At 44.7% G+C, this 24,153-nt stretch carries 18 protein-coding genes; 12 read left to right on the plus strand and 6 right to left on the minus strand.

Features of this window, described 5'->3' with window-relative positions; all coding sequences use genetic code 11:
* Positions 1-224: 224 nt before the first annotated feature.
* The 3 genes from rplI to gloB all read right to left on the minus strand — a co-directional run bounded on the left by rplI (position 225) and on the right by gloB (position 7,107).
* Positions 225-683, minus strand: coding sequence for a 50S ribosomal protein L9 (rplI, locus tag QT996_RS17215; protein WP_006634794.1), 459 nt, complete (start codon positions 681-683; stop codon positions 225-227).
* A gap of 276 nt (positions 684-959) precedes the next feature.
* Positions 960-6,059 carry a PAS domain-containing protein gene (locus QT996_RS17220; RefSeq protein WP_333047918.1) on the minus strand — a complete coding sequence of 1,700 codons (5,100 nt, stop codon included), beginning with the start codon at positions 6,057-6,059 and terminating at the stop codon, positions 960-962.
* Positions 6,060-6,333: 274 nt separating this feature from the next.
* Complete coding sequence (gloB, locus tag QT996_RS17225) at positions 6,334-7,107, minus strand: hydroxyacylglutathione hydrolase (protein WP_333047919.1); 774 nt, start codon at positions 7,105-7,107, stop codon at positions 6,334-6,336.
* A gap of 231 nt (positions 7,108-7,338) precedes the next feature.
* On the opposite strand from gloB, the gene QT996_RS17230 reads away from it, so the two are divergent.
* From QT996_RS17230 to QT996_RS17285, 12 genes are all read left to right on the plus strand, one after another.
* Positions 7,339-7,542 (plus strand): hypothetical protein, encoded by a 204-nt coding sequence (locus QT996_RS17230; protein ID WP_333047920.1) that lies wholly within the window; start codon positions 7,339-7,341, stop codon positions 7,540-7,542.
* A gap of 195 nt (positions 7,543-7,737) precedes the next feature.
* Complete coding sequence (gene galE / locus QT996_RS17235; RefSeq protein WP_333047921.1) at positions 7,738-8,736, plus strand: UDP-glucose 4-epimerase GalE; 999 nt, start codon at positions 7,738-7,740, stop codon at positions 8,734-8,736.
* 196 nt (positions 8,737-8,932) lie between these two features.
* A complete protein-coding gene (locus QT996_RS17240; protein WP_333047922.1) occupies positions 8,933-9,577 on the plus strand; it encodes a hypothetical protein in 645 nt (214 codons plus the stop codon).
* A gap of 9 nt (positions 9,578-9,586) precedes the next feature.
* Positions 9,587-10,405 carry a hypothetical protein gene (locus QT996_RS17245; RefSeq protein ID WP_333047923.1) on the plus strand — a complete coding sequence of 273 codons (819 nt, stop codon included), beginning with the start codon at positions 9,587-9,589 and terminating at the stop codon, positions 10,403-10,405.
* 280 nt (positions 10,406-10,685) lie between these two features.
* A complete protein-coding gene (locus QT996_RS17250) occupies positions 10,686-11,837 on the plus strand; it encodes a glycosyltransferase family 4 protein (protein WP_333047924.1) in 1,152 nt (383 codons plus the stop codon).
* A 92-nt stretch (positions 11,838-11,929) separates the two neighbouring features.
* Positions 11,930-13,933, plus strand: a complete 2,004-nt coding sequence (locus QT996_RS17255; protein WP_333047925.1) for an ABC transporter ATP-binding protein — start codon at positions 11,930-11,932, stop codon at positions 13,931-13,933.
* 84 nt (positions 13,934-14,017) lie between these two features.
* Positions 14,018-15,214, plus strand: a complete 1,197-nt coding sequence (locus QT996_RS17260) for a glycosyltransferase family 4 protein (protein WP_333047926.1) — start codon at positions 14,018-14,020, stop codon at positions 15,212-15,214.
* 99 nt (positions 15,215-15,313) lie between these two features.
* Positions 15,314-16,264: a glycosyltransferase family 10 domain-containing protein gene (locus QT996_RS17265; RefSeq protein ID WP_333047927.1), complete on the plus strand. Its 951-nt coding sequence runs from the start codon at positions 15,314-15,316 to the stop codon at positions 16,262-16,264.
* An 11-nt stretch (positions 16,265-16,275) separates the two neighbouring features.
* Positions 16,276-17,388, plus strand: coding sequence for a formylglycine-generating enzyme family protein (locus QT996_RS17270; protein WP_333047928.1), 1,113 nt, complete (start codon positions 16,276-16,278; stop codon positions 17,386-17,388).
* Between the two features lie 101 nt (positions 17,389-17,489).
* Positions 17,490-18,458, plus strand: coding sequence for an Npun_R2821/Npun_R2822 family protein (locus QT996_RS17275; protein ID WP_333047929.1), 969 nt, complete (start codon positions 17,490-17,492; stop codon positions 18,456-18,458).
* Positions 18,455-19,333, plus strand: coding sequence for an Npun_R2821/Npun_R2822 family protein (locus QT996_RS17280; RefSeq protein WP_333047930.1), 879 nt, complete (start codon positions 18,455-18,457; stop codon positions 19,331-19,333). Before QT996_RS17275 ends, QT996_RS17280 begins: the two co-directional genes overlap by 4 nt.
* 143 nt (positions 19,334-19,476) lie before the next feature.
* Positions 19,477-20,499 (plus strand): Npun_R2821/Npun_R2822 family protein, encoded by a 1,023-nt coding sequence (locus QT996_RS17285; RefSeq protein ID WP_333047932.1) that lies wholly within the window; start codon positions 19,477-19,479, stop codon positions 20,497-20,499.
* Positions 20,500-20,502: 3 nt separating this feature from the next.
* On the opposite strand, the gene QT996_RS17290 is transcribed toward QT996_RS17285, so the two are convergent.
* The 3 genes from QT996_RS17290 to QT996_RS17300 all read right to left on the minus strand — a co-directional run bounded on the left by QT996_RS17290 (position 20,503) and on the right by QT996_RS17300 (position 23,801).
* Positions 20,503-21,453 carry an NAD-dependent epimerase/dehydratase family protein gene (locus QT996_RS17290; protein ID WP_333047933.1) on the minus strand — a complete coding sequence of 317 codons (951 nt, stop codon included), beginning with the start codon at positions 21,451-21,453 and terminating at the stop codon, positions 20,503-20,505.
* Positions 21,454-21,629: 176 nt separating this feature from the next.
* Positions 21,630-22,004 carry a hypothetical protein gene (locus QT996_RS17295; protein ID WP_333047934.1) on the minus strand — a complete coding sequence of 125 codons (375 nt, stop codon included), beginning with the start codon at positions 22,002-22,004 and terminating at the stop codon, positions 21,630-21,632.
* Between the two features lie 120 nt (positions 22,005-22,124).
* Entirely contained in the window at positions 22,125-23,801 is a 1,677-nt protein-coding gene (locus QT996_RS17300; protein WP_333047935.1) for an AarF/ABC1/UbiB kinase family protein, read from the minus strand.
* Positions 23,802-24,153: the final 352 nt, after the last annotated feature.

Here is a 24,153-nt window from a genome sequence, read left to right on the forward strand (position 1 = left end):
CGCACCTTATTCCTACCTATAGCGCATTAAACTATTTTTTGCGTAAACCCTATAGTTATTAGTTCCCAGTGATTAGTCTTCAGTTTTAAATCTGCCAGTTAGCAGTCCTCAGTCCTTAGTTAGCGTTACTCACTTCCTCGTTAGCGGTACTCAGTGCTTAGTTGTTAGCTAATTACTAATGACTAACAACTAATGACTGATCACTGATGACTGATGACTAACAATTACATCGGAACAACTTGAATATCAACTTCAGCGGTAACTTCTGCGTGTAGTTTGATTTCAGCTTTGTATGTACCAGTTTGGCGAATTTCGGGTAGGGTGATGCCGCGCCGATCGACTTCTTGACTGGTAGAGTTGAAAATCAGTTCTGCTACTTCTTGGTTGGTAACAGTACCAAAAATCGCGTCTGCTTCGCCAACTTGCTTGGAGATGATGAAAGGCCCAGCCGATTGGAGGGCGGTTTTGCGGACTTCAGCTTGCTGCTTGAGCTCTAGCTGGCGCAGTCTTTCTTCTTCACGGCGGCGCTCTGCTTGCTTGAGAATGCCTGGAGTGGCTCTAAATCCCATTCCTTGGGGTACTAGGTAGTTGCGGGCGTAGCCGGGGGCTACTTCTACTACGTCGCCAGCTTTGCCGAGTTTGCTGACATCTTTATTTAAAACTAATTGAACGCGCTTGGCCATGATCGTGGGTTGTGGGGTTTTAACTGCAACTTTTTATAATAGCGAAGTTTGAGGGGCGATCGCAAGGGAGAAGGCAATTCGGCAACGAGCAATGTACGGGATGTAACGGATGTAAAGGATTTAACGGATGGATGTTGAGATTCGAGGTTCGAGATTCGAGGTTCGAGGGAAGAAACAGGGATAATATTTTTAACGGGCAAATTCAGTTTGAAATTACGCAAAACGAGGGTGCTGTAATGAGCAAAATCCACTAACTTGCCATGTCTTACCGAGAACTCAGGCTTTATTTTCAAGGCGCTTGGCGACGATCGCTCGCGCTACAGTAGCAACTAACAGGGTCGGATCGATCGGCTTGGCTAAGTGTTTGTCAAATCCGGCTTGCAAAACTTGGCGCTCGTTCGCTTCTCCAGCATAGGCCGTTAAGGCGATCGCCAACAACTGCCGATACTCAGGCGCAAGCTGAGTGCGGATGCGATTTATCAACATATATCCGTCCATCTGCGGCATTCCGATGTCGCTGATGAGCAAATCCGGTGCAGTTTGTTCGATCGACTGTAACGCCTCAGCAGCAGATGACAGGGAAATCACCTCTGCACCCGCTTCCTCAAGCACGAAAGCGACAAAATCTCGCGAGTCGAGTTCATCATCTACCACCAAAATTCTCAATCCTGCTAGCGGGAAGGATGAGAGATCGGGACTAGCAGCCCCATGAGGTTCTTCCTCCTCCTGCCTTCTAGAATCATCATTTAATAGCGGTAATCTAACCGTAAACGTCGCTCCTTGACCTTCTCCGGCGCTTTCTGCAAACACCGTTCCCCCGTGAAGTTCGATCAGTTGGCGGACGATCGCCAATCCCAATCCCAAGCCGCCAAATTTGCGAGTTGTAGCGCCGTCTTCTTGTCGAAAATGGTCGAAAACATAAGGCAAGAAATCGGGAAGAATGCCTTTACCCGTGTCCGTGACTTTAATTTGAGCTTTGCCTTCGATTTGCGCTAATCGAACTTCAACTCGGCCGCCTTCGGGCGTGAATTTAACCGCGTTTGATAACAAATTCCACACAACTTGCTGCAAGCGACTTGTATCGCCGACAACTTTCCCGACATCGGGATTTAAGATTATTTGGATTTGAATTTTTTTAGCTTCGGCTGCTAATTGCACGGTTTCCACGGCAGACGGAATAATGGTTGCCAGATTCACCGGAGCAACATTCAATGTGAGTTTCCCTTGCAGAATCCGAGACACATCAAGCAAGTCTTCGATTAATTGAGATTGTAGTCTGGCGTTACGCTCGATCGTCTCAAAGGCCTTGGCGGTTTTAGCTGCACTCAACTTGCCGCCGACGAGCAATTGCGACCAGCCTAAAATCGGATTCAGGGGCGATCGCAACTCGTGAGAAAGCACCGCCAGAAACTCGTCTTTAATGCGGTTAGCTCGCTCGGCTTCCGCGCGAGCAGTTTGTTCTAATTGCAGAACCATATCGCGCTCGGTTTCCACTTGTTTGCGGTCTGTAATGTCGATAACAGAGCCGATATAACCTTCAAATTGTCCGCTTTCGGAAAATCTGGGAGCAGCCGCATCGATCGCCCAAGAGTATCCGCCATCCTTGCGCCCGACGCGAAATTCTACGCGGTAAGGTTCCTGGCGTTCGTTGGCGGTCAAAAATGCTTGTTTGACCTGTTCTCGGTCTTCTGGATGTGCCGCGTTTACCCAACCGAATCCCAAACCAGTTTCCTCCGTTTGACCCGTGAATTCATACCAGCTTTCACTCAGGAAAGTGCAATAGCCTGTGGAGTCTGTTACCCATACCATAAAAGGAGCGTTGTTAGCCATATTGCGGAATCGTTCTTCGCTTTCTTGCAGCGCTGCTTCTGCTTGTTTGCGTTCTGTGATATCCCGACAGACAATCACTCCGCCTTTGATTTCGCTGCTAGCATCAACTACTGGATAACCGCTGATACTGATCCAGCGACCTTGGGAATCTTCGCGGCGGACAAATACCTCTACATCATTGACATATTCACCTTTTATTGCTTTGGCTAGAGGTAGTTCAGCGTCGGGAAAGAGGGTTTTTTTGTCAGTCATAAATAGCCCGTAGGTGCTCGACCATTCCTCATGAGATTTTTCATTCGATAGCAGACCGAATATCCCCACGGCGGCTCGGTTAAACAATACCAACTCCCCTTGTTGGTTGGCCAAAATCAAACCATCCCCTATGCTGTTAATAATTACTTGCAATAACTTAGTTTGTTCTTGCATGGCGACTTCTGCTTGTTTGCGATTTGTGATGTCGCTGGAGATGCCAATCAAGCCGATGACTTCTCCCGCCGGATTGCGGTAGGGAGCTTTCATTACCAGAAATGTCCGAATGCCATCGTGAGATTCTTCGAGGACTTCTGTTTGACCAGATTCCATAATGCGCCGATCGTTTTCCGTGACTCTGGCTGCAAGTTCTACTACTGGGTATAAATCGATATCGCGACCACCAATTACTTCAGAAGCAGGTCTGCCCATTATTTCCAGCGTGGCTGGATTTGCATAAATAATCTGTCCTTCTCGATTTTTGACAAAAATTGGCGTGGGTGCTGACTCGTTAATTACGTTCAAAATCGCATTTTTTTGCCGCAGTTCTTCTTCAGTGCGTTTGCGATCGCTAATATCGCTCCAATAAACCGTAAGTCCTTCGGCCGCTGGATAGGCGCTCACTTCTATATACATTTGGAGTGAAGGCGAAAACTCTTCAAACTTGGCAGAAACTTGCTCGCTAACGACTCGATGAAATTCTTGATATAGCATCGAATTCGATTCTTTCTCGGCGGGGAATAGCTCCCAGATCGATCGACCTAGCAAGTCGTTTCTCGATCGAGAAAGCAGTTTTTCTGCTGTGGCATTAACGTAGGTATAGCGCCATTGTGCATCGATCGCCATAAAGGCATCGGTAATACTTTCTATAATATTGCTGACTTGCTGGGAGGCCGCGCCCGCGGCGAGTTCAGCGTTTTTGCGCTCGGTGATGATTTCGCAAAAAATCATGATGCCGCCAATCTCATTGGCGTTGGTTCGCCAAGGATGAATTTCCCAGCGCACCCAGTCGAGTAAGCCATCAGGGCGGAGAAACTGATCTTCTTGGCAGATTTCGACTGATCCCGCCAGACAGCGCTGGTGGATTTGTTTCAAACGATCGGGCAAATTGGGAAATATGTCGTAGTGCGATCGGCCCACAATGTTTTTAGCACCGATCCCATAACTTGATAGCCAGCGGTCGCTCACCAGCATATACCGCATCTGGCGGTCAAACATCGCCACCCCCGCAGGCGAATGTTTGACGAACAGCCGCAGTTGTTCTTCCTGTTGCCGCAGGAGATTCTCTGACTGTTTGCGATCGCTGATGTCTTTGAAAAGTATGGCGACTTTGCGGCTGTGCGGCTCAGGAGTGCGGAACGCCGAAACATCAAACCAGCGGTTCATGGGTTCCGAGCGGTGCTCAAAGCGCAAGGGTTCCCCCGTGAGCGCGACTTTGCCGTACACCTCAAACCAATAATTTTCGTGATCTGGAACGAGCTGTCGCATCGTTTTACCCGCAGCTTGTTCGAGTCCGGTTTGTTTCACAAAGGCAGGATTGACTTCCAAAAAGCGGTAATCGATCGGCTTGTCGTTGTCGTCAAACAGCATTTCGATGACGCAAAAACCTTCGTCTAGGGACTCAAACAAAGTGCGATAGCGTTCCTCGGAACGGTGCAAAGCAGCAAGAGCTTGTTTGCGATCGCTAATATCCATAAAGGCCGCCACACAGCCACGAACTGCGCCCTGCTCGTCAAATAACGGCACCGCATTCACCAACCAATCAAAGGCCGCCCCGTCCGATCGCACCATTTGAATTTCCACATCTCGCACTTCGACGCCGGAAGCTGCAGCTAGTTGCATTGGCAGTAGTTCTCCCGGAATTTCCTCTCCGTTGCGGAATCGTCTAAACGGAAGGGCTGCGGCTTGCTCTCCGGTTCCAGAAACATTGGTATCGGGCGGCACTATCAACATCGACTGGGCAAATCGGTTAGCGCGAATTACTTTACACTCTGGATCGTCAGCGATCGTAATACCGACGGGTACAGCATCAAGTATCGATTGCAGTTCATTAAGTCGTCGCTCTAGTTCTTGGTTGAGCCGTTGAATTTCTTTTTGGGTAGCTTTGCGATCGGTAATTTCATGCACCGTCACATTCACGCCCAGCACGCGATCGTCCTCGGCCCTCAGTGGATAGAGACTCAACAGCCAATCCTGTTCTAGTCCCCGCTGTGCTGAGTTAGTCCTGCGAACTTCGAGCTGTTGGAGTGGAACTTTAGTTTCAATAACTTCTCGGTAAAGCGGCTCTAAATCATCTGCCATTTCGGGCAAGATTTCGCGCAATGTTTTACCGATGTGGGCGGCGGCTGGAACTCGGTTAATTTCTGCTAGCCGATCGTTGAGGCGGACAAACCGCAACTCAGTATCAAGGAAGCAAAGTCCGATCGGCGCACTAGCATAAATCGCCTCGATTTCTGCTAGTTGTTGCTGCACCGTTTGCGCTTGTTTAATAAAAGCAGCCTTCGCCGCCTTCTGCTCGGTGACATCTTGAAAATAAACGGCAAGTCCCGATGCGATCGGATAGGCTCGTACCGCATACCAAGCATTGAGCGGTGGATAAAAAGATTCAAAACTAACCGTAACTTGGAAGGTGGCGGCGTGGCGATATTCTTGCTCGAACAAACTGCCCACAGCTTCGGGAAACTCTTCCCAAATAGTGTTGCCAATCACCTCTTGCGGGAGTCGATTCAGCCACCGCGCCGCTTGCAAATTGAGGTAGGTAAATCGCCAGTCTCGATCCAAAGCAAAGAACCCGTCCGAAATACTTTCGAGGGTGTCTGACAGTTGTTGCGCGGGCGCGTGAGTGACTGGTTCGGGCTTTTGTTGAGCGAGTTCCGTGAAGGTTGTTACTACCGCATAGGGAGTTGATCGATCTCCCTGAAATAAAGGTTGAGAATTGAGCATCAACCAAATCAATTTTCCATGTGGCTGATAAAAGCCCATGATGACATTTGAGCATGGTTGCCCGGTTTGCAGCGCCACCATCGCCGGATGAGTCTCGCCGGGAAAATCCGAGCCATCTTCACGCACAGTCTGCCGCAGACTGTTGATTGAAGTGCAGCCCTGCATCTGTTGTGCTGTCATCCCCAACAGCTCCTGGGCGTGAGAATTGCACCCCTGAATGCTACCATCTGCTAATTGCAGAAGCATCCCTACATCTGTTGGCGAAGGCGCGCCTGGGTAGAGCGGTTTGTTAGAATCCGTTGAAACAGAGGGGTCGATTTTCGGTTGGAGTTCAGTATTGCGTGGATTTTGCATCGGTTTCTAACAACGCTCGTTTTACTTTTGACCAAGCCAATCGCGCTCATCAATAATAGGGAAATAACCAGAGGAACTTTTGATTTAATCAGGGTGACAATTCAAACCTAAGAGGGATGTGGATCGTCCTGCTGAAATATCTAGAGCTAAACCATTTATTTTAGAGTAGAATCCCACGTCTTAACCAGTTGCGAGATTCAGCACAGGCTACGGGCAATTTTCGGGCTGTTTCAAATCCGAGCAAGTATGGAAAAGCCACGATACTGAAGATATGTCAAAATTGGTCTTTCATGCCGCGCAATCGAGCGAAGGTTTGCACTGGATCGCGGGTGTTGGCGGCTGATTGGATGTTGGGAAAATCCCAGCGCAAAAATGGGTTTGTGCTTTTTTCGAGGCCGATCGATGATGGTATTGTAGGTTGCGATCGACTGCGCGCTTCTTTGACTTCGCCCCAGCGCTGCTGCAGATCGGGATTGTCGCCGTCCACACTCAAGGCAAATTGCAGATTGTTCAGCGTGTATTCGTGGGCGCACCAAACTCTGGTACTGTCGGGCAAGTTTCGCAGTTGTCCCAGAGAGGCTAACATTTGGGCGGGAGTGCCTTCAAATAGTCTGCCGCAGCCTCCGGCAAATAAGGTGTCGCCGCAGAACAATTCGCCGGTTTCGCTGGGGTTGCTGGGGGGGAAATAGTAGGCTATGTGAGCTTTTGTGTGGCCGGGTACGAAGAAGATTTCGGCGGTTCTGCCAGCAAATTCAACGCGATCGCCCGCTTGTAAAAACACTTGCTGTCCGGGTATTCTGCCTCGGTCTTCTGCGCCGCCGTAAACTTTAATTTGGGGAAAGCGATCGATCAGTTGCTGGTTGCCGCCTACGTGGTCGCTGTGGTGGTGCGTGTTGAAAATTGCTGTTAATTCCGCTCCCAGCGAGATCAGTTGCTGCAAGACCGGCTCTGCTTGCGCTGGATCGACGACGGCTGCTGTGTGGCGATCGGGGTCGTGCAGCAAGAAAATGTAATTGTCGGACAGTACGGGAAGCCGATAAACCTGCATAGAAAACTGCCTCTCTAGGAAAAATATTATATAATTAAACTTAGTCTGAACGCTATCCGAAGGCTAAATGCAGACTTATTAAATCCGCACATCTACCTTTGGAAGTAAAACTCTGATACCTTATTTCTGCTGTTGAGCAAATTTAGTTACAGTGTGGTACGCACGATTTTTGGTTTTGGGTAAAAAACAGCAATCCCGTTTAACTATTGTGACATAAAAGCGATCGAATAAATGCGAACATCTCAGAACAAATCGAACTTAACAATTTCTCAAATGGTCGATCGGATTGTAGGGTCTGGCAAAATATCTCGCCGGGAACATTTAGTTTTGACTTCTGCTATCCTCTCAGATGATAAGATTTCAGAAGAGGATCGACATCAAATCAATCGGATATTTGATTATCTGCAAATTAGTCGCCTCAAGTTTATCGATTGAACAGAAGACTTGCTCCGTCAGCATCTATCTGGAGTGTAACAAGCGTTTTTTTAGGAGTGCGATCGTCCCGCACAGCAAAGCCTATATATTTCGCTTGAATCCTCCGGCTCACGCCGAGTGTGAAAGGGTCAGATGTGCAAGTCTCAAATTAACACGGCTCTTGGCAATCCCAGCTACAAAAACAGGCAGAAGAAAATGAGTGCAGAAAAACAAACTATTTTGGTGACGGGTGGAGCTGGATATATTGGCTCTCACGCGGTATTAGCGCTGAAAAACGCCGGTTACGGTGTGGTGATTTTGGATAATTTAGTTTACGGTCACAGAGATATAGTAGATCGGGCTTTGCAGGTCGAGTTGGTAGTTGGCGATACGAGCGATCGCACTCTTCTCGATAACCTGTTCGCTAAGCACAAAATTGCTGCGGTAATGCACTTTTCGGCATACGCTTACGTGGGCGAATCTGTTACCGACCCAGCTAAATATTACCGCAACAATGTCATCGGCACTATTACGCTTTTGGAAGCAATGATTGGTGCTGGGGTGAATAAATTGGTGTTTTCTTCTACTTGCGCGACTTACGGCGTACCGCAGAAAATCCCGCTCACAGAAGACCACCCGCAAAATCCGATCAATCCCTACGGTGCTACTAAGTTAATGGTAGAACGGATTTTGTCTGATTTTGACGCTGCGTACGATTTCAAGTCTGTTTGTTTTCGCTATTTTAACGCGGCTGGGGCCGATCCGAACGGGTTGGTAGGAGAGGATCACAATCCCGAAACTCACTTAATTCCGCTGGTGTTGTTCGCTGCTTTGGGGAAACGAGATTCGATCGCGATTTTTGGCACGGATTACGATACTCCCGACGGTACTTGCATTCGGGATTACATTCACGTTAACGATTTGGCTTCGGCTCACATTTTGGGATTAGAATATTTGCTCAATGGTGGCAAATCTGATTTCTTTAATTTGGGCAACGGCGGCGGGTTTTCTGTGAAAGAGGTGATAGAAACGGCTCGCCAAGTGACGGGAAAAGAGATTAAGGCTGTTGAGTGCGATCGGCGTCCGGGCGACCCTCCTGCTTTAGTTGGTAGCAGCAAAAAGGCGATCGAAACCTTGGGTTGGTCTCCTGAATATCCAGACATCAAGGATATTATCTCCCATGCTTGGCAGTGGCATCAAAAGCGTCACAGTTAGCATAAACTCAAATAAAACAAGTGCAAAAATTGACTCGAAAGTAATGTTAAACAGTCAGAAATATTTTTGTTTTTGCACCTTAGCTTTTGGGAAAAAGTATCGCGAATTAGCCAAACAACTAGCAGCAGACTTAGAAACTCATTCTCTAGGGACGATGCTAGTTGTTTGTACTGACTACCCAAATGACTTTCAGAATTTGACGAATGTTTTCGCCTTTAAAAAAAGTCGCGAAGGTGTAGATTATTGTTATAATGATAAACGATTTGCACTAAAAAAAGCCTTAGAATTCTGCCGAGTGACAATCTTTGTGGATGCAGATACAAGAATCATAGGAAAAGTACCCGAGAGAGAATGGATGTCAGGAATTACTTGTAAAGGGTTTATTCCCATTCTAGAACATCCACCAAATCAATCATTGCCGGGGAGAAAAGAGGCAATTCATAAATTAGCAAAAAAGCTAGAAATACCCTTAAAAAAGGTAAGTTTTGTTCAAGAAAATTTGTTCGTAATTGCGAGAGACAATGGGAAAGAAATTCAGTTTATTCAAGAATGGGGAAAGATTGGAAGATTTTTTGAAGTGCAAAAAGTCAAAACAAAAGACGGTAATCCCATTGGGTTAGCAACTGCTAAAGTTGGGTGGAATATTAGTAATGACGGGTGGCAGGAACTCGCTCAAATTATGGAGCATTCTTTTGCTCATTGGGACTGGCAAAAAAATCAAGTAAGAACCTTTTGGGATAAAGTTGGGGATAAATTGCAGTTTGAGCATTGGCAATACCTCTATCGGTTATTAAAAACACAGTTAATTGCCTTATTAAATTTCGATTTTTACTATCGTTAGAGGAAAGATATGGATAGAGGATTTATCACCATTTTAATTGGATTGTACTCATTTCAAGACTGCATACATTTTCTAGCTTCAGTCAGGAAGTTTCACCGCGAACCAATTATTATTTTAATAGATAGAGTCCCGCGATTTTTATATCCCTTACTTTTGGTGTTCGGAAATGTGAGATTGCAGGCCGCACCGAAACATGAAAATCCTGTTTTAGCATCGCGACAAGCTAAGCTGACTTTGTATCAAGAATCTCCTTTTGAGAAAACTATTTATCTGGACTGCGATATTTGTTTGCTATCGCCAATATATGAAGTTTTTGACTATGTTGATGAAGTAGATTTGCTGGTAACAGAAGACGTGCAGCCTGCCATTGCTAAAGCAGCAAATTTATTAAGAGTCAAGCAGGATATTCTGTCAACTTTGCAGTCGGTCGGGTTGCCGCTAAATGAAAATAGCATTCAATACAATAGCGGATTTATCGCTTTTACGAAAAGCAGTAAAACTCAGGAATTGTTCACAAACTTTAAGAAATATTTCGATAGGGTAGTTGCATATCAAAATGTGCTACAGTTAAAAGACCAGGGAGCTTTTGCGGCGGCTGTTGAATCGGTGAAACCGAAAATGACAACTTTGTCCCCGGTTTACAACTACTTGGATAAGTGGAAAGATGTTTATGCGATCGACCAACCCATTAAAGTAATACACTGCACTTATCCTTACCGCCCTCAGTACGCGAAGAACGTGACGCGATCGCTCTTTACTAGAATAGTCGATCGCACGGCTAAAATATTTTTACCAAATCAACTTAACAATCCCTGGCGTTTAAAATAATTAAATTTTGTTGAAAAACTGCATCAAAAACAACAAAATTCAGCCAACTATTTAAAAACATTAGCCTCAACATATCCAAAAATTTATTTAGAATAAGTATTGCTGGCTTGAATAACAGTCCTGGATGCCTCACTGTTTTTTTTACCAAAATACTTAGTTGCGGCCATTTCCCGTGGTTAAAAACCCGGTTTCTTGGGTCTGGAGCGTGTCAGTCCCCACCGCCTTGACAAAAGCTGGGTTAAGCAGGAAAATCAAACAAATGTTTTAAACAAAATACTCAGTGAAAGTTTCATTAGTAGTAAGCGATTTGTCAGGAGGAGGGGCAATTCGTGCTTTTCTCTTAGCTCAAGTCTTAATAGAGCTTAAATGTGATGTAGAAGTTGTTGGATTTCAGTTTGGCAAGGAATTGTATGCTAATCCTCCCAGAGACATCCCGGTACGTGCGATACCGGGTAAAAATTATCCGGGGTTTTTAATGGATGCTCAAAAACTTTGGAAAAAAATAGATGGGGATATTATTTATGCAGTCAAACCTAAACCTACAAGCTTTGGGTTATCACTGCTAAAAAAACTGGCGAGTCGCCACTTTATAATTTTAGATATAGACGACTGGGAACTGAGCTGGTACGGCGGAGATGAATGGAAATACCGTCCATCTTTTAAACAACTTTATCGAGATATTTTTAAACACAATGGTCAATTGAGAGAACCAGATAATCCGCTCTATCTCAAGTGGATGGAAAGTCTCATTCACCGTGCGGATGCAGTCACCGTTGATACAGAGTTTTTAAAACAGCGTTTTGGTGGTGTATATTTGCCTAATGGCAAGGATACTGCAATGTTCGACCCTGCGAAATACAATCCTGAATTGAGCAGACAGTGTTACGGCTTGTCCGGGTATAGAGTTCTGATGTTTCCGGGGGCACCGCGACCTCATAAAGGCGTAGAGGATGTTTTGATGGCCCTCGAACAGTTAAATGAACCCGATTTAAAATTAGTTATCGTCGGCGGAAGTCCTTATGATGATTATGATGATAAACTTGTGAAACGCTGGGGGCGTTGGATTGTTAAACTGCCAAGGTTTCCCGTCGAGACGATGCCGTCGGTTGTAGCGGCGGCTCATGTTGTCGTTGTTCCTCAGCGAGAAACTCTCACAGCCGTGGCTCAGTTTCCACTCAAGCTGACAGATGGCATGGCAATGGCTAAGCCTGTTTTGTCTACGCGAGTGGGGGATATTCCAGCCATTTTAGGGGGAACGGGTTATTTAGTCGATCCGAGTTCTCCCGCTCAAATTTCACAAAAAATTCAATGGATATTTCAAAATTTGACAGCGGCTAATTTACAAGGAATGAAAGCTCGGGAAATATGTGTTAAAAAATATAGTATTCAAGCAATGAAACCGATACTTTCAGATATAATCGCAGGTATGTAAATGTTATTTTAAAACAACTCGCGGGAGGAAGAAAAACTGGCTGTTATTAAAGAATATTTTGAGATGCCGTACTGTTTAGCTGGGAATGCTTCATGTCTGCCAATAAGCTACTCCTAAAATTTGCCAGACGATATCCCGGCAGGATTCTATTAACTGTGATGCTGGGCTTTTCTGGCGCTTTATTCAACGGTATCAGCACTACTTTGATTGTACCAGTGCTTTTAAGTTTTGTAGAGGAAGCTATCGAGTTGCGTGGTGCTCCACCTCTCATTAAAACTTTGATGTATCCCTTTGAGGGAATGCCCGGAAATCAGCGTTTAATGTTGATGACCGGGGCGATTGTTTTAGCAATTTTTTTAAAAAATGTTGCCAGTTATATCAATACTTTAGTAGCTACTTCTCTGACGCGATCTCTGACTTTTGATTTGCGAGAAGCAGGTTTGCGGTTGTTGTTAGAAGTAGATCTAGATTTTTACTCTAAAACTAAAGTGGGGGATTTGATTAATAGATTGGGCGGAGAGATTGGTCGGACTGCGAGTGCAGTTGGTACGGCGATCGCAATGTTTACTACCTCCATCACTGTTTTGGTGTTTGTGAGTCTGCTGCTTTCTCTTTCGTGGAAACTGACGGTGACAGCTACAGTTTTGCTGTCGTTAGTTGCTTGGACAAATCAATATATTATTAACCGTTCCAAGCATTTTGGCTACCTGCTTTCTGAAATGTCGAAAGATTATTCGGTGAGGGTGCTGGAAACGATTACTGGGATTCGGCTTGTCAAGTCAACGGGGAACGAGGAAAGGGAGTATGAGCGGATCAAGCATTTAATTCAAAGGCGAGAAGAAGCGGATTTTCAGGCTCAGGTAAATTATGCGGCGATCGCCCCAATTAACGAAGTTGTTAATTTAATAGTTATAATTTTGATTGTATTTATAGGTCGCACAATATTTGCAAATCAGATAGAGTCTATTTCTACAATTTTATTAACCTATTTATTGGTACTTTTTCGGCTGATTCCTTTAATTTCTCAGTTGAATAGCGGGCGCAGTCAATTTGCAAATACGTCTGCTAGTGTAGAAGTGGTTAATGATTTTTTGAGGTGCGAGGACAAGCCATTTATGCTGAACGGTTCTGTGCCTTACACTCATTTGCAATCGGGAATTCATTTTAATAAAATATCTTTTAGTTATCCTAACCACAAAAATTTAGTTTTACAAGGAATTGATTTATTTCTACCTCACGGCACTACTTTGGCTTTGGTAGGAACTTCGGGTTCTGGCAAGTCAACTTTGGCAGATTTACTGCCGAGATTTTACGATCCTACTGAAGGTCATATCTCGATCGATGGCAGGGATTTGCGCGAATTTGATCTGAAAAGTCTCAGACAAGCGATGGGTATTGTTAGCCAAGATACGTTTTTATTTAATGCTTCAGTGCGCGAAAATATTGCTTATGCTAGACCCCAAGCGACTGAGGAAGAAATTGTGGAAGCGGCGAAGGGAGCGAATGCTTACGAGTTTATCCAACTATTGCCGGATGGGTTGGAGACTCAAATTGGCGATCGGGGCGTGATCTTATCGGGAGGGCAGCGTCAGAGAATTTCAATTGCTAGAGCCCTGCTGCAAAACCCGGAAATCTTAATTTTAGATGAGGCAACGAGTTCGCTGGATACGGTTTCGGAAAGGTACGTGCAAGCGGCGATCGAGAAATTGAGTTGCGATCGCACAACCTTAGTCATCGCCCACCGCCTCTCCACAGTCCAAAAAGCCAACAAAATCGCCGTGATCGATCGCGGACAAGTAGTAGAAATGGGCTCCCACGAAGAATTGCTAGCAAAAGGAGGTTACTACACTCGCTTGTATTCAGTGCAATTTGCCGAAGAAACCGCTCGCGATGAAGCTCTAATTAGAGGTTCTTACGAAATTCGCACTCGCCTGACTCCCATGATAGCTTACCTCAAAATGCTAGTAGATGAAATGGTAGACTCTCCCGAAGAAAGAGACGAGTTAATCCGAGAATCATTTCATTCTGCGGCTAATATTTTCACTACTTTAGAATTTATAGAAAACACTATTAAGCGTCAGGCTGTTAAAAAGTAGTCAGTGGGCGGTTGGCAGTTGGCAGCAGTCAGTAGTCATTAGTCAACAGTCTGCCCAGTCAACAATTACCCATTACTAATTACCATGTCCAAATATTATGTATTTTTTACCAGAAATATCTTGCCGCAACCCAATGTAGCGAGCTTAGTTCAAGTTGCTCACTCTGCCAATGCCGCAGCAAACCTAGGTTATCCAGCAGTTTTGGTATACCTCCGTAAAGGCTGGAGTGCTTTGAATCCGGTTGATTTGCTTTTTCCTTTTCAACCCAGGAAACCCGATGACAAACTTGCCCAAATTTACAATATTCAAGATAAATTAAAAGTAGCAGATTTACCGATGCCGTGGCCGATCGACCGTTGGGACAGCAAGTGGACGAGTTCGAGTACAATAGTATCCAAATACTATTTACCGATTCACCTGCTTAAATCGACTCAACTTGTCCACACCCGCGACTGGAACTTTGTCAAAGCAGCAGTTAAAAAGGGAATTCCCGCTATCTACGAACAGCACCACCATGAAAACAAGCAATTTGAATCAGAAATTGTCCGCAATTCTCTATTTCAAATTGCTGTAACTGTTGCCGATACAGTGCGAGACAGCATGATTTTGAATGGGATGCCGCCGGAAAAAGTAATTACCCTGCACAACGGTTTCAATCATTTGTTTTTGGCCAGACAAACAGAAGCCGCCCAGAATTGGCGACAGCAATTATTAGAAGATGACAGGCAGCATTTAGCAGTTTATGCAGGCGGACTTTACCCGTTTAAAGGTGTCGATATGTTGGTGGATGTGGCTAAGGAATTGCCGCTGGTTCAATTTGCGATCGCGGGCGGTGATCCATCCCAAGTAACAGCCTACCAGCAGTTAGCAAAATCTAAGCAAGTTAACAACATTAAATTTCTCGGCTACCTCCCTCAAAATCAACTGGCTAGCTTGCTGCAAGCAGCCGATGTTTTGACTCACCCGCACTGTTTGACAGAGGCCGCGACATTCACATCTCCTTTAAAATTCTTTGATTACATGGCATCGGGAACTCCGATTGTAGCGACGGAGATTGCATCTTTAATGGAATTTAAATCGGGAAATATAGCAGCAACTTGGTGCGAACCGGATAACCCGCACCAGTTCGCGCAAAGCATTCGAGATTGTTTAACAAAATATCCGAGGAAAATCGAACCTTATGCAGAAACATTGAATTTTGTCAAGCAATTTTCCTGGGAAAATAGGATACAGAAAATTATGGGTTATGTAGATGACCAAGTGCGATATCCGATAATTTAAAAATCCGTAAGGGCGGGTTTTACCAACAATCATCGCCTAAAATTAATAATCTCATAAACCCGCCCCGCCCACACGCAAAAACCCGATTTATTATTAGATATGAACCCAAAAATCATCGGCACAATCACCACCTACCCAGGCATGAACCAAAGCGACTGGCTGTGGCAACAAACCCCCCAAAACTTCGGCAAATGGGGAAACATTCAAATGCTCGCTAACCACCCAGAACCAGACTTTTTGCTCATGTATCAATTCGACTTTCCTCAACCGCCCACCAAGCAATCTTGGGTCGATAAAATACGTCACTACAGGCATCACAACCAAGAAAACGACCTTCAAGAAAAATTGCGCGGTGTCCCCAAGGAACGCATAATTTACCTGATCCGGGAGCCACCATTACCAGAAGTTATTGAAATTACCAAAGCCAACTACGAACAAGCCAAACTTTATTGCGGTTACGTTTGCGGACCCGACGACTTCGCACCAAAACCCGATTATATGCCCGCGATTTGGTATCACTCTAACTCCTTTCGAGAACTAGATGAAATGCCGGCGCCACCAAAAACTAAATCCTGTTCTTGGATTACTTCAGGTGTTAGCCGCACCGTTAATCACCGACGCCGATTAGACTTTATCAAATTGCTGCGATCGCAAGAATTGGATTTTGACCTTTACGGGCGAAACTTGCCAACTTGGGCGTGCGGTAACGGCACTGTAAACAATAAATGGCACGCCGTGGCACCATACCATTACAACTTAGCTATAGAAAATTATGCCGAAAACGATTTGTATGTCAGCGAGAAGCTTTGGGATGCTTTGTTAGCTTGGTGTTTGCCAATTTATTACGGCGGTTCGGCGGCGGATAAGTTGTTGCCGGCAGGGAGTTTTCTGCGGCTGCCGAGTTTGGATGAGAAAGGAGTAGAATTTATTAAAGAGGTTGTGGCTAATGCGGATTATTGGCATGAAGCGAGGGATAAAATTGCCGAAGCCAGACAAATCATTCTCCATGAATTAAACTTGCTCAATTGGCTGTCTAACTTTGTCTCTTAGGAAATAGCGCAATGATAGAAAACCAAAATCAACCCAGAGAATACGATGCCGTACTCGGCGGTCAAAATCCACCCCCCGTAGGTGCTGCTGTCTTAGGCGGGATTCCCGGCATTAAAACTCGTTTGGCTTCACCGATTGTCGAGGTGAAAATTGCTGCACTATCTGAAGCGCCCAAATATGGAGAAGCTGGCTTAGATTTAATAATTGGCGCGCTGCAAAATGAATCAATGCAAGTAAAATTAGCTGCTTATTCACTGCTGAAAGATAGGGATGACTTAAAGCTTAAACCCCATTTCCATCAAGACTATCTCCCTACATTTGACTTTGATGTCATCACAGTCGATGCTGAAGGAAAAGAAAACAGCCGCCGTAAGTCCTTTGCTCGCTTTTTTCCTGAAGACTTAGGGAAGGGAGTTGTGCTGGAAATGGTTTATATTCCCGGCGGCACATTTATGATGGGTTCGCCAGCAACAGAATCAGGTAGAGATGATGAAAGGCCGCAGCATCAAGTAACAGTACCCGCTTTTTATGCAGGCAAATATCCCATCACCCAAGCACAGTGGCAAGCAGTGATGGGAAACAACCCGTCCGATGATAAAGGTGAAAAACGTCCTGTAGAAACTGTAGGGTGGTACCATGCAGTCGAATACTGTGGCAAACTCTCGCAACAAACCGGAAAAAAATATCGCCTCCTGAGTGAAGCAGAATGGGAATACGCTTGCCGTGCGGGAACAACAACCCAATTTCATTTTGGGGAAACTATTACCCCGGATTTAGTCAACTATGACGGAAACTTGCCTTACGCAAACGTCCCCAAAGGACTTTACCGCAGAGAAACAACCGATGTCGGGAGTTTTCCCCCTAATAACTTTGGAGTCTACGATATGCACGGCAATGTTATGGAATGGTGCAGCGATAGGTGGCACGAAAACTATAACGACGCACCAACTGACGGAAGTTCCTGGGAAACTGGTACAGATGATTGCCGAGTGCAGCGTGGCGGTTCTTGGTACCATTCTGCGGTCTATTGTGGCAGTCACCTTCGTGACTGGTGCTGGGCCGACGATGGGTGGTGGAACAGGGGTTTTCGCGTGGCGGTAGCCTCGGTTTCTCCCTCGTCCTAGTTTTCCCGCGAGGAGTCTTCTCTATCCTTTTACCCTTTAAATGATTCGGCGGTGGAAACCGCAACGACACAAACAAAGTCCGCCTTCGCGAGACTAGAGATATGAATGGAATTTGCACGCTAGCCAACGATACAGTTTACGACCAACTAATTGCCTTGCTCAACAGTATTGAAGTTATCTTAGGCTCAAATATTCCTGTCTGTATTTATCCTTTCGACGAGCAGATAGAGCAAATCAAAGCTGCAATCGTCAACCGTCCCAACGTCTTTATTTATGAAGATAGCGCCTCAATTCAGCGATGGGACAAATTCATGCAAGCAGCAAGTCCTCAAAGTATAAACCGTAAGTACAGAATTTATGGTGGACATCGGCGTTTTTGTGCCTTTGACAACCCCTTTGATAATTTTGTCTATATGGATGCTGATACATTATTAATGAATTCACTAGACGGGGTTTTTCAAAAGTTGAATGATTATGATTGTGTCGTCTACGATTTTCAATTTTATCATCCAGATAAGGTTTATAATATTCAATCAGAAAAACTCTTTAATGTTTTTGAACAGCAGCAACTTAAATCAGAAATATTTTGTTCGGGATTTTACGGTTCAAAGCGAGGTTTGTTTGACCAGGAAAAAATAGAGTGGTTATTGTCTAAGCTCAAGGAAGGAGAATCGGAAATTCTTTACAAAACCGGCGATCAACCTGTTTTAAACTATATGTTTATGCGGTCTGGGATTCCGATTTATAATTTTGCTTATCATTTGCCAGATAGCGAAAAAACCGGGTCGGCGGTGACTTCAAAACATTTTGAAGAACGAGATAAAATTCTCTACGATAAGGGTAATAGACTCACCTATATTCATTATATTGGCATTCCTCCAAGTATTACTAAAGCATTGTGCCTCGGCGAAAATATTGAGTTTCCCTATCGCGATTTGTTTCTGCATTACCGCTATCTCCGCGAACCGGAAAAGCGGCCGGTTTTTCGGGAACCGCCAAAGTCTTATACTGAGGTTTCTGCGCCGAATTGGTTAAAAAGGGTATTGAGAAGGTTGAGGATAAATGTATGAGTCGCGGTATTTATATTGTTGCCAATGATAAGGTGCTAGAAAGTGCGATCGCCCTTTTAAACAGCATACGTCTGTATAATTGTCAAGTACCAATTTTTCTGATTCCCTTCGACGACAATTATCAGCAAGTCGCAGCCGCACTCAGCAGTCTCCACGGGGTGCAATTGTTCCCAAATCTGGAGTTTGTGGAACAGTTTACCAGAGAAATTGGCCAAATGTTCGATCGCAACTTTTTAGCCCTCCCCAACAAAATGCGAAAACTCGCCGCCTGGTTTGGCCCCCTTGACGAATTTCTGTACATCGATACCGATATCATCGTCTTTGAAGACATCGCAGCCAACTTAAACAAACTATCAGAAGTAGACTTTTTTTGCTGCGACTATCACTACCTCAGCGAAAAACTGCGAAATGTATTTTCACCACTTGTAAAAGAACAGAATATCTTTACAGACTCACAGCTTCAAGATGTCTTCAACAGCGGTTTTTGGGCTTCCCGAAAAGGAACTATTACAGAAGCGCAAATGTATGAAATTTTGCGAGAATGTTCGCAGCATCGAGAATATTTTGACTTTACTCAAAATGTCACCGACCAACCTATACTAAATTATATCATTCTTAAACTGATTCCCAAACGCTGCAATCTTGTTAAAGCTTCACCAAGCGAACCTGGAAGCTGGGCGGGTTCCAAGCATTTTCACGAAATAGATTATGTTCTTTATGACAAAGGCAAAAGGTTAAAATATATTCATTGGGCTGGGATACCAATTAAATCCGGTAGTCCTTATTGGAAACTTTGGAAACATTATCGTTATCTCAATGAGGTCGATCAAAAACCAAATTTAGTGCAAAAAATATTTCGATATTGGCATGGATAAATAATATTGTTTGTATTCACACGGCGATTGAAATCTTTAGCAACGCAAGCAGACAAACCAAGTCCACGTGGACTAATAAATTAACTGGTTTCCAGACGAGCATAGTAACGAGTTGAATTCTTCAATCTAAAATCTAAAATCCGATGACTGATGGCATTTATCTACTAGCAAACGATGTTGTTTTCGACCACTTAGTCGCTTTATTGAACAGTCTCGAAGTCAATGGGGCAAAAGATATTCGTGTTTGCATCATTCCCTACGATGATAACTTGAAAAAAGTGCGATCGCACATTTGCCGCCTGCACAATGTAACCCTCTTTGAAAATACCGACTCCATCGATTTTTGGGAAGACTTTGCGACTCAAGCTTGGACATCTCACTGCAAGGCTCAAAAAGTTTGGCAGGCTAAAGGTTGGCAACCAGTTCACTGTTTGGGAATGCACCGAAAATTTTGCTGTTTTGACGGCCCTTTTGACAAATTTGTCTATTTTGACTGCGACACTCTGTTGATGGGTTCTCTAGATTACATCTATCAAAAACTTGATGAATTTGATTGGGTAGCCAACGATTTTCAATACAAATCAGACCTTAATTATATATTTGATTTATCCTCCCAAAAATTGACAGAAATTTTTAATCTTGACCAACTGCAATCTCATATTTTTTGTGCGGGTTGGTTTGCTTCAAAAAAAGGCATTTTAAATCGGAATAACTCAAGCCAACTTTTAGATAAATTAACTTCAGGCGAAGCAGAAATTTTGTCTTTGCGGGGAACTGACCAACCTTTGTTTAACTATTTAGTCGCCCGTAGCAGCATCTCTTTTTATAACTTTGCTTATCATCAACCTGCACAGGTAACGGGCAATCATTGGTCTTCTCAATTTGATGTGATAGATTATGTTCTATACGATAAAGGGCGGCGGCTGACTTACTTGCATTACATGAGTATTTCGGCTGCAAAATTTACTCGATTGTGTGCTGGCGAAGATGTTGAGATTCCTTACCGAGAGGTATTTCTGCACTACCGCTATTTGAATTCGCCGGAAACACAGCCAAAACTCACACCTCCAAATTTATTGGTTCGCTTGCAGAGAAATCTCAAAAGTTGGGGAATTCAAAAAGTTAACAATGTTCAATTTAAGTTGCGGAATTTCTGGGATAGATAGGATTTAACTGTACAAAGACTGAATCCACTCCCATTCGCGCCTTAATCCTTCTTCTAAAGCAACCTGCGGCTGATAACCTAAGATTTTCTGGGCTTTAGACACATCCGCGCTAGTGTGCCGCGCGTCTCCCCTCGCAGCTTCGGTAAAATCTATCCGAATAGGTCGATCGACAATTCTCTCTATTGTATCAATAACTTCTTTCAAAACTACCCGACTTCCCCCACCAATATTAAAAACTTCCCCCGCAGCTTCTGGAACCTCAGCCGCCGCTAAATTCGCAGCAACGCAATCGCTGATAAACGTAAAATCCCGCGTTTGCAATCCGTCGCCGAAAATTGAAATCGCCTCGTCAAACAAAATCGACTTAAAAAACTTGTGAAAAGCCATATCGGGGCGCTGTCTCGGCCCGTAAACGGTAAAATAGCGCAGCGAAGTAGTCGGAAGGCCAAAATTTTTGTAATAAAGCCCGCACAAACGTTCACCGGCTAATTTCGTAATTCCGTAGGGAGAAACAGGCTGGGGACAAGCGTTTTCATTCGTGGGAAAAGATTCAGCATTGCCGTAAATGGAAGAAGAAGAAGCATAGACAAACTTTTGCAATTTTGGCGCATCTTTCGCCGCTTCTAACAATACTTGAGTGCTGTTAATATTGCGTTCGGTATAGCTGCGAAAACCCTCGCCCCAACTAGCACGAACTCCTGCTTGCGCCGCCTGATGAAATATTACCTTAACATCTGATAAAAGCGATCGCCAATTTAGAGACAAAATATCCCCTTCCACCAATTCAAAACCAGGATACTTTTCAAATCGTGCAATATTCTTGCGCTTTAGCTCCGGATGGTAATAATCGTTGAACTCATCAACACCGATCACCGTCTCCCCTCGATTTAAAAGAGTTTCTACTAAGTTAGAGCCAATAAATCCCGCCGCACCCGTAACAATTAAAATACTCATTCGATTTTAGATTTTAGATTTTAGATTTTAAAAATTTTACACAAATTATTGGCTAAGTTGTCATCCTCTTCTTTCTCTTCCTCTGCGTTCTCGGCGGTTCAAAAAGCATCAAATAGGATAATTCTAGATAACTATCAACCCCCTTGCTTCTCACAAAAGAGGTTGATAGTTAACTTTCATTGTTCAAAAGAATCTAAATCCAGCGCTTGAGAACCTCCGCGTTCTAACTCGATCAAAAGCTTACCTAGCTGAGTCCAAACTAGCCAGCCCGTGAGTACCGTCAGTGGCAAAGCTAGGGCATAACAAAGTAGTTTTGGGAAGCCAAAAATCTCCATCCCCGAAGCTAAAAATACGCAAATACCGCCAGCCATTCCCAGAAAAGGTATGACCAATTGCAGCCTTGGCAGGTTAGCCAAGGTGCGAGTAGAACGATTTTTAGACCATTGTTGTACGGATTGTTTGAGAGTTGCTTCAAATGCTACGCCGGAGGCCATACCTGCTAGTAATCCAGCCGACATTAAAAAATAGGGAGGTTCTGGAAAATAATACACAAATAATTCCTTAATTTGGGTAATTGGAAGTTGGGAATGGGGAATGGGGAATGGGGAATGGGGAAGAGTAGAATTATTTTTCTTCCTTCTTCCTTCTTCCTTCTTCCTTCTTCCTTCTAATTAAAATCGAGTTAGCGCGGCTGCCCCTGCTGTGGAAAACTCCGTCAAAGCGCCTAGAGCAACGTTGAACAGGCGACTGGGCTGCAAATCTTCCTTGACTAAGTTCCACAGGCTGCGAACTTCTTCGGTGTGGAGCCGATCGTCCTCAATCAAAGCTAATATTAGCTGGCGCCTCAAAAACGACCCTTCATCTGACAGCAAAAATTGCAAGCCTAGTTGGGCGGTGGGGAGCAGGTCGAAACTGCGATCGGAGCGGGCGATCGCGATCATGTCCTCTAACCTGTTCCACTGGAATTTGCCATCTTTGAATAATACCTCAATCAGACGCCGCCGCAGTGCCGGAGATTCTCCGTTCAACAAACGCCGCGCTACATAAGGATACGCCACTTCGACTATCTTGAAATTCGGATTCAGCGTCAGGGCCAAACCTTCTTCTGTCACCAGAGAGCGAATAATTAAGGCAAATTTCGCCGGCACTCGGAAAGGATAATCGTACATCAACTCCGAAAACTGGTCTGTAATCGTCTTGAAGTTAAAATCTGACACCTTTTCGCCGACGATATCACCCAGTACAGATTCCAACGCCGGGACGATCGGCATAATATCTGTATCTGGAGTCAAAAAGCCAAGTTTGACAAAATCCTTGGCTAACTCTAAGTAATCTTTGTTGATCAAGTGAACGACAGAATCAACCAAAGTTTCTTTAGTTGTTTCTTCCATCTGATCCATCATCCCAAAATCAATGTAAGCCATGCGGCCGTCCGCTAAGGCAAACAGATTTCCCGGATGAGGGTCAGCGTGAAAAAATCCGTGTTCCAGCAACTGCCGCAAACCGCTGCGGACTCCGACTTCAATTAAACTATCGGTATCCAAACCTGCGGCTTTAACACGTTCTATATCTGTCAGCTTGATGCCCTCAATCCATTCGAGAGTCAGAACGCAATTTGATGTATAACGCCAGTAAATACTCGGAACTTTTACAGTCGGGTCGTCGGCAAAATTTGTAGCAAATTTCTCGGCGTTGCGGCCTTCATTGATATAATCAATTTCCTCGAACAATTTGATACCGAATTCATCGACTATTAAACAAAGGTCGTGACCGAGATTCAGCGGCAACAAGGGGCCCAACCATCCAGCGGCCCAGCGCATTAAATAAAGATCCAGGCTCAAGACGGGCAGCAAATTCGGTCGCTGAACCTTGACTGCTACTGCTTCCCCGGTGAGGAGGCGAGCTCGGTAGACTTGACCAAGACTTGCCGCGGCGACAGGTTCGGGGGAGATTTCGCTGTAAGTTTCGCTAATTTTGCGATCGAGTTGCGCTTCAATAATCTCGAAAGCGCGCACCGAGTCAAACGGCGGCAATTGATCCTGAAGTTTGATCAATTCTTCGAGAAAGTCTTTGCGGATCAAATCGGGTCTTGTAGAAAGGGCTTGGCCTACCTTAATGAAAGTTGGGCCCAAGCGAGTGAGTATTTGTCGCAGGTGGGCGGCCCGTTCCGGCTGGTGTGTTGCGACTTCGTGCTGCCAACTGTCCCACAGCATCCCCAGCACGAAGCCCGCAAAAGACCAAATAACGGTAATTGCGCGCCAAATTGCTTTCCAAGGACGTTTGCGGTAATACTGAGCGATCGCTTGTGGATCGTAGCGTCTAGCCTGAGTGAATTGATACTGAGGCACTCGTTTATTTTCCTCTTATCTTCTGAAAATTACAGGTTAAATTGAGAATTGGGCATCGGCCATCGGGCATCGGGCATTAGGCATCAGGCATCGGGCATCGGGGATTGGAAGTCGAAAGTTCAAATATTATTTATTCTTCGTTCTTCGTTCTTCCTTCTTCGTTCTTCCCTCTTCCCTCTTCCTTCTTCCTTCTTCATCATTGACCGATCGCATTGCAAGGTTTAGGCGAGCGGAAAATGCACCCGTTCGAGGCGGATTGCTAGCCTAAATTTGTTTCTTTTCATTAAATATAGTACATAAAAGTACAAGTGATCGGTCAAAATACTTAACAGCTCTCCCTGACCCCTGCACA

It is taken from the genome of Microcoleus sp. S13C4 (assembly GCF_036700865.1).
Classification (GTDB): Bacteria; Cyanobacteriota; Cyanobacteriia; order Cyanobacteriales; family Microcoleaceae; genus Microcoleus.

Bases quoted from the DNA above. Each gene is read 5' to 3' on its own strand.
- QT996_RS17270 (WP_333047928.1), top strand. From the start codon at position 16,276: ATGATAGAAAACCAAAATCAACCCAGAGAATACGATGCCGTACTCGGC.
- QT996_RS17290 (WP_333047933.1), bottom strand. From the start codon at position 21,453: ATGAGTATTTTAATTGTTACGGGTGCGGCGGGATTTATTGGCTCTAAC.
- gloB (WP_333047919.1), bottom strand. From the start codon at position 7,107: ATGCAGGTTTATCGGCTTCCCGTACTGTCCGACAATTACATTTTCTTG.
- QT996_RS17265 (WP_333047927.1), top strand. From the start codon at position 15,314: ATGAACCCAAAAATCATCGGCACAATCACCACCTACCCAGGCATGAAC.
- QT996_RS17255 (WP_333047925.1), top strand. From the start codon at position 11,930: ATGTCTGCCAATAAGCTACTCCTAAAATTTGCCAGACGATATCCCGGC.
- QT996_RS17260 (WP_333047926.1), top strand. From the start codon at position 14,018: ATGTCCAAATATTATGTATTTTTTACCAGAAATATCTTGCCGCAACCC.
- QT996_RS17275 (WP_333047929.1), top strand. From the start codon at position 17,490: ATGAATGGAATTTGCACGCTAGCCAACGATACAGTTTACGACCAACTA.
- QT996_RS17245 (WP_333047923.1), top strand. From the start codon at position 9,587: ATGGATAGAGGATTTATCACCATTTTAATTGGATTGTACTCATTTCAA.
- QT996_RS17285 (WP_333047932.1), top strand. From the start codon at position 19,477: ATGACTGATGGCATTTATCTACTAGCAAACGATGTTGTTTTCGACCAC.
- QT996_RS17230 (WP_333047920.1), top strand. From the start codon at position 7,339: ATGCGAACATCTCAGAACAAATCGAACTTAACAATTTCTCAAATGGTC.
- QT996_RS17220 (WP_333047918.1), bottom strand. From the start codon at position 6,059: ATGCAAAATCCACGCAATACTGAACTCCAACCGAAAATCGACCCCTCT.
- rplI (WP_006634794.1), bottom strand. From the start codon at position 683: ATGGCCAAGCGCGTTCAATTAGTTTTAAATAAAGATGTCAGCAAACTC.
- galE (WP_333047921.1), top strand. From the start codon at position 7,738: ATGAGTGCAGAAAAACAAACTATTTTGGTGACGGGTGGAGCTGGATAT.
- QT996_RS17280 (WP_333047930.1), top strand. From the start codon at position 18,455: ATGAGTCGCGGTATTTATATTGTTGCCAATGATAAGGTGCTAGAAAGT.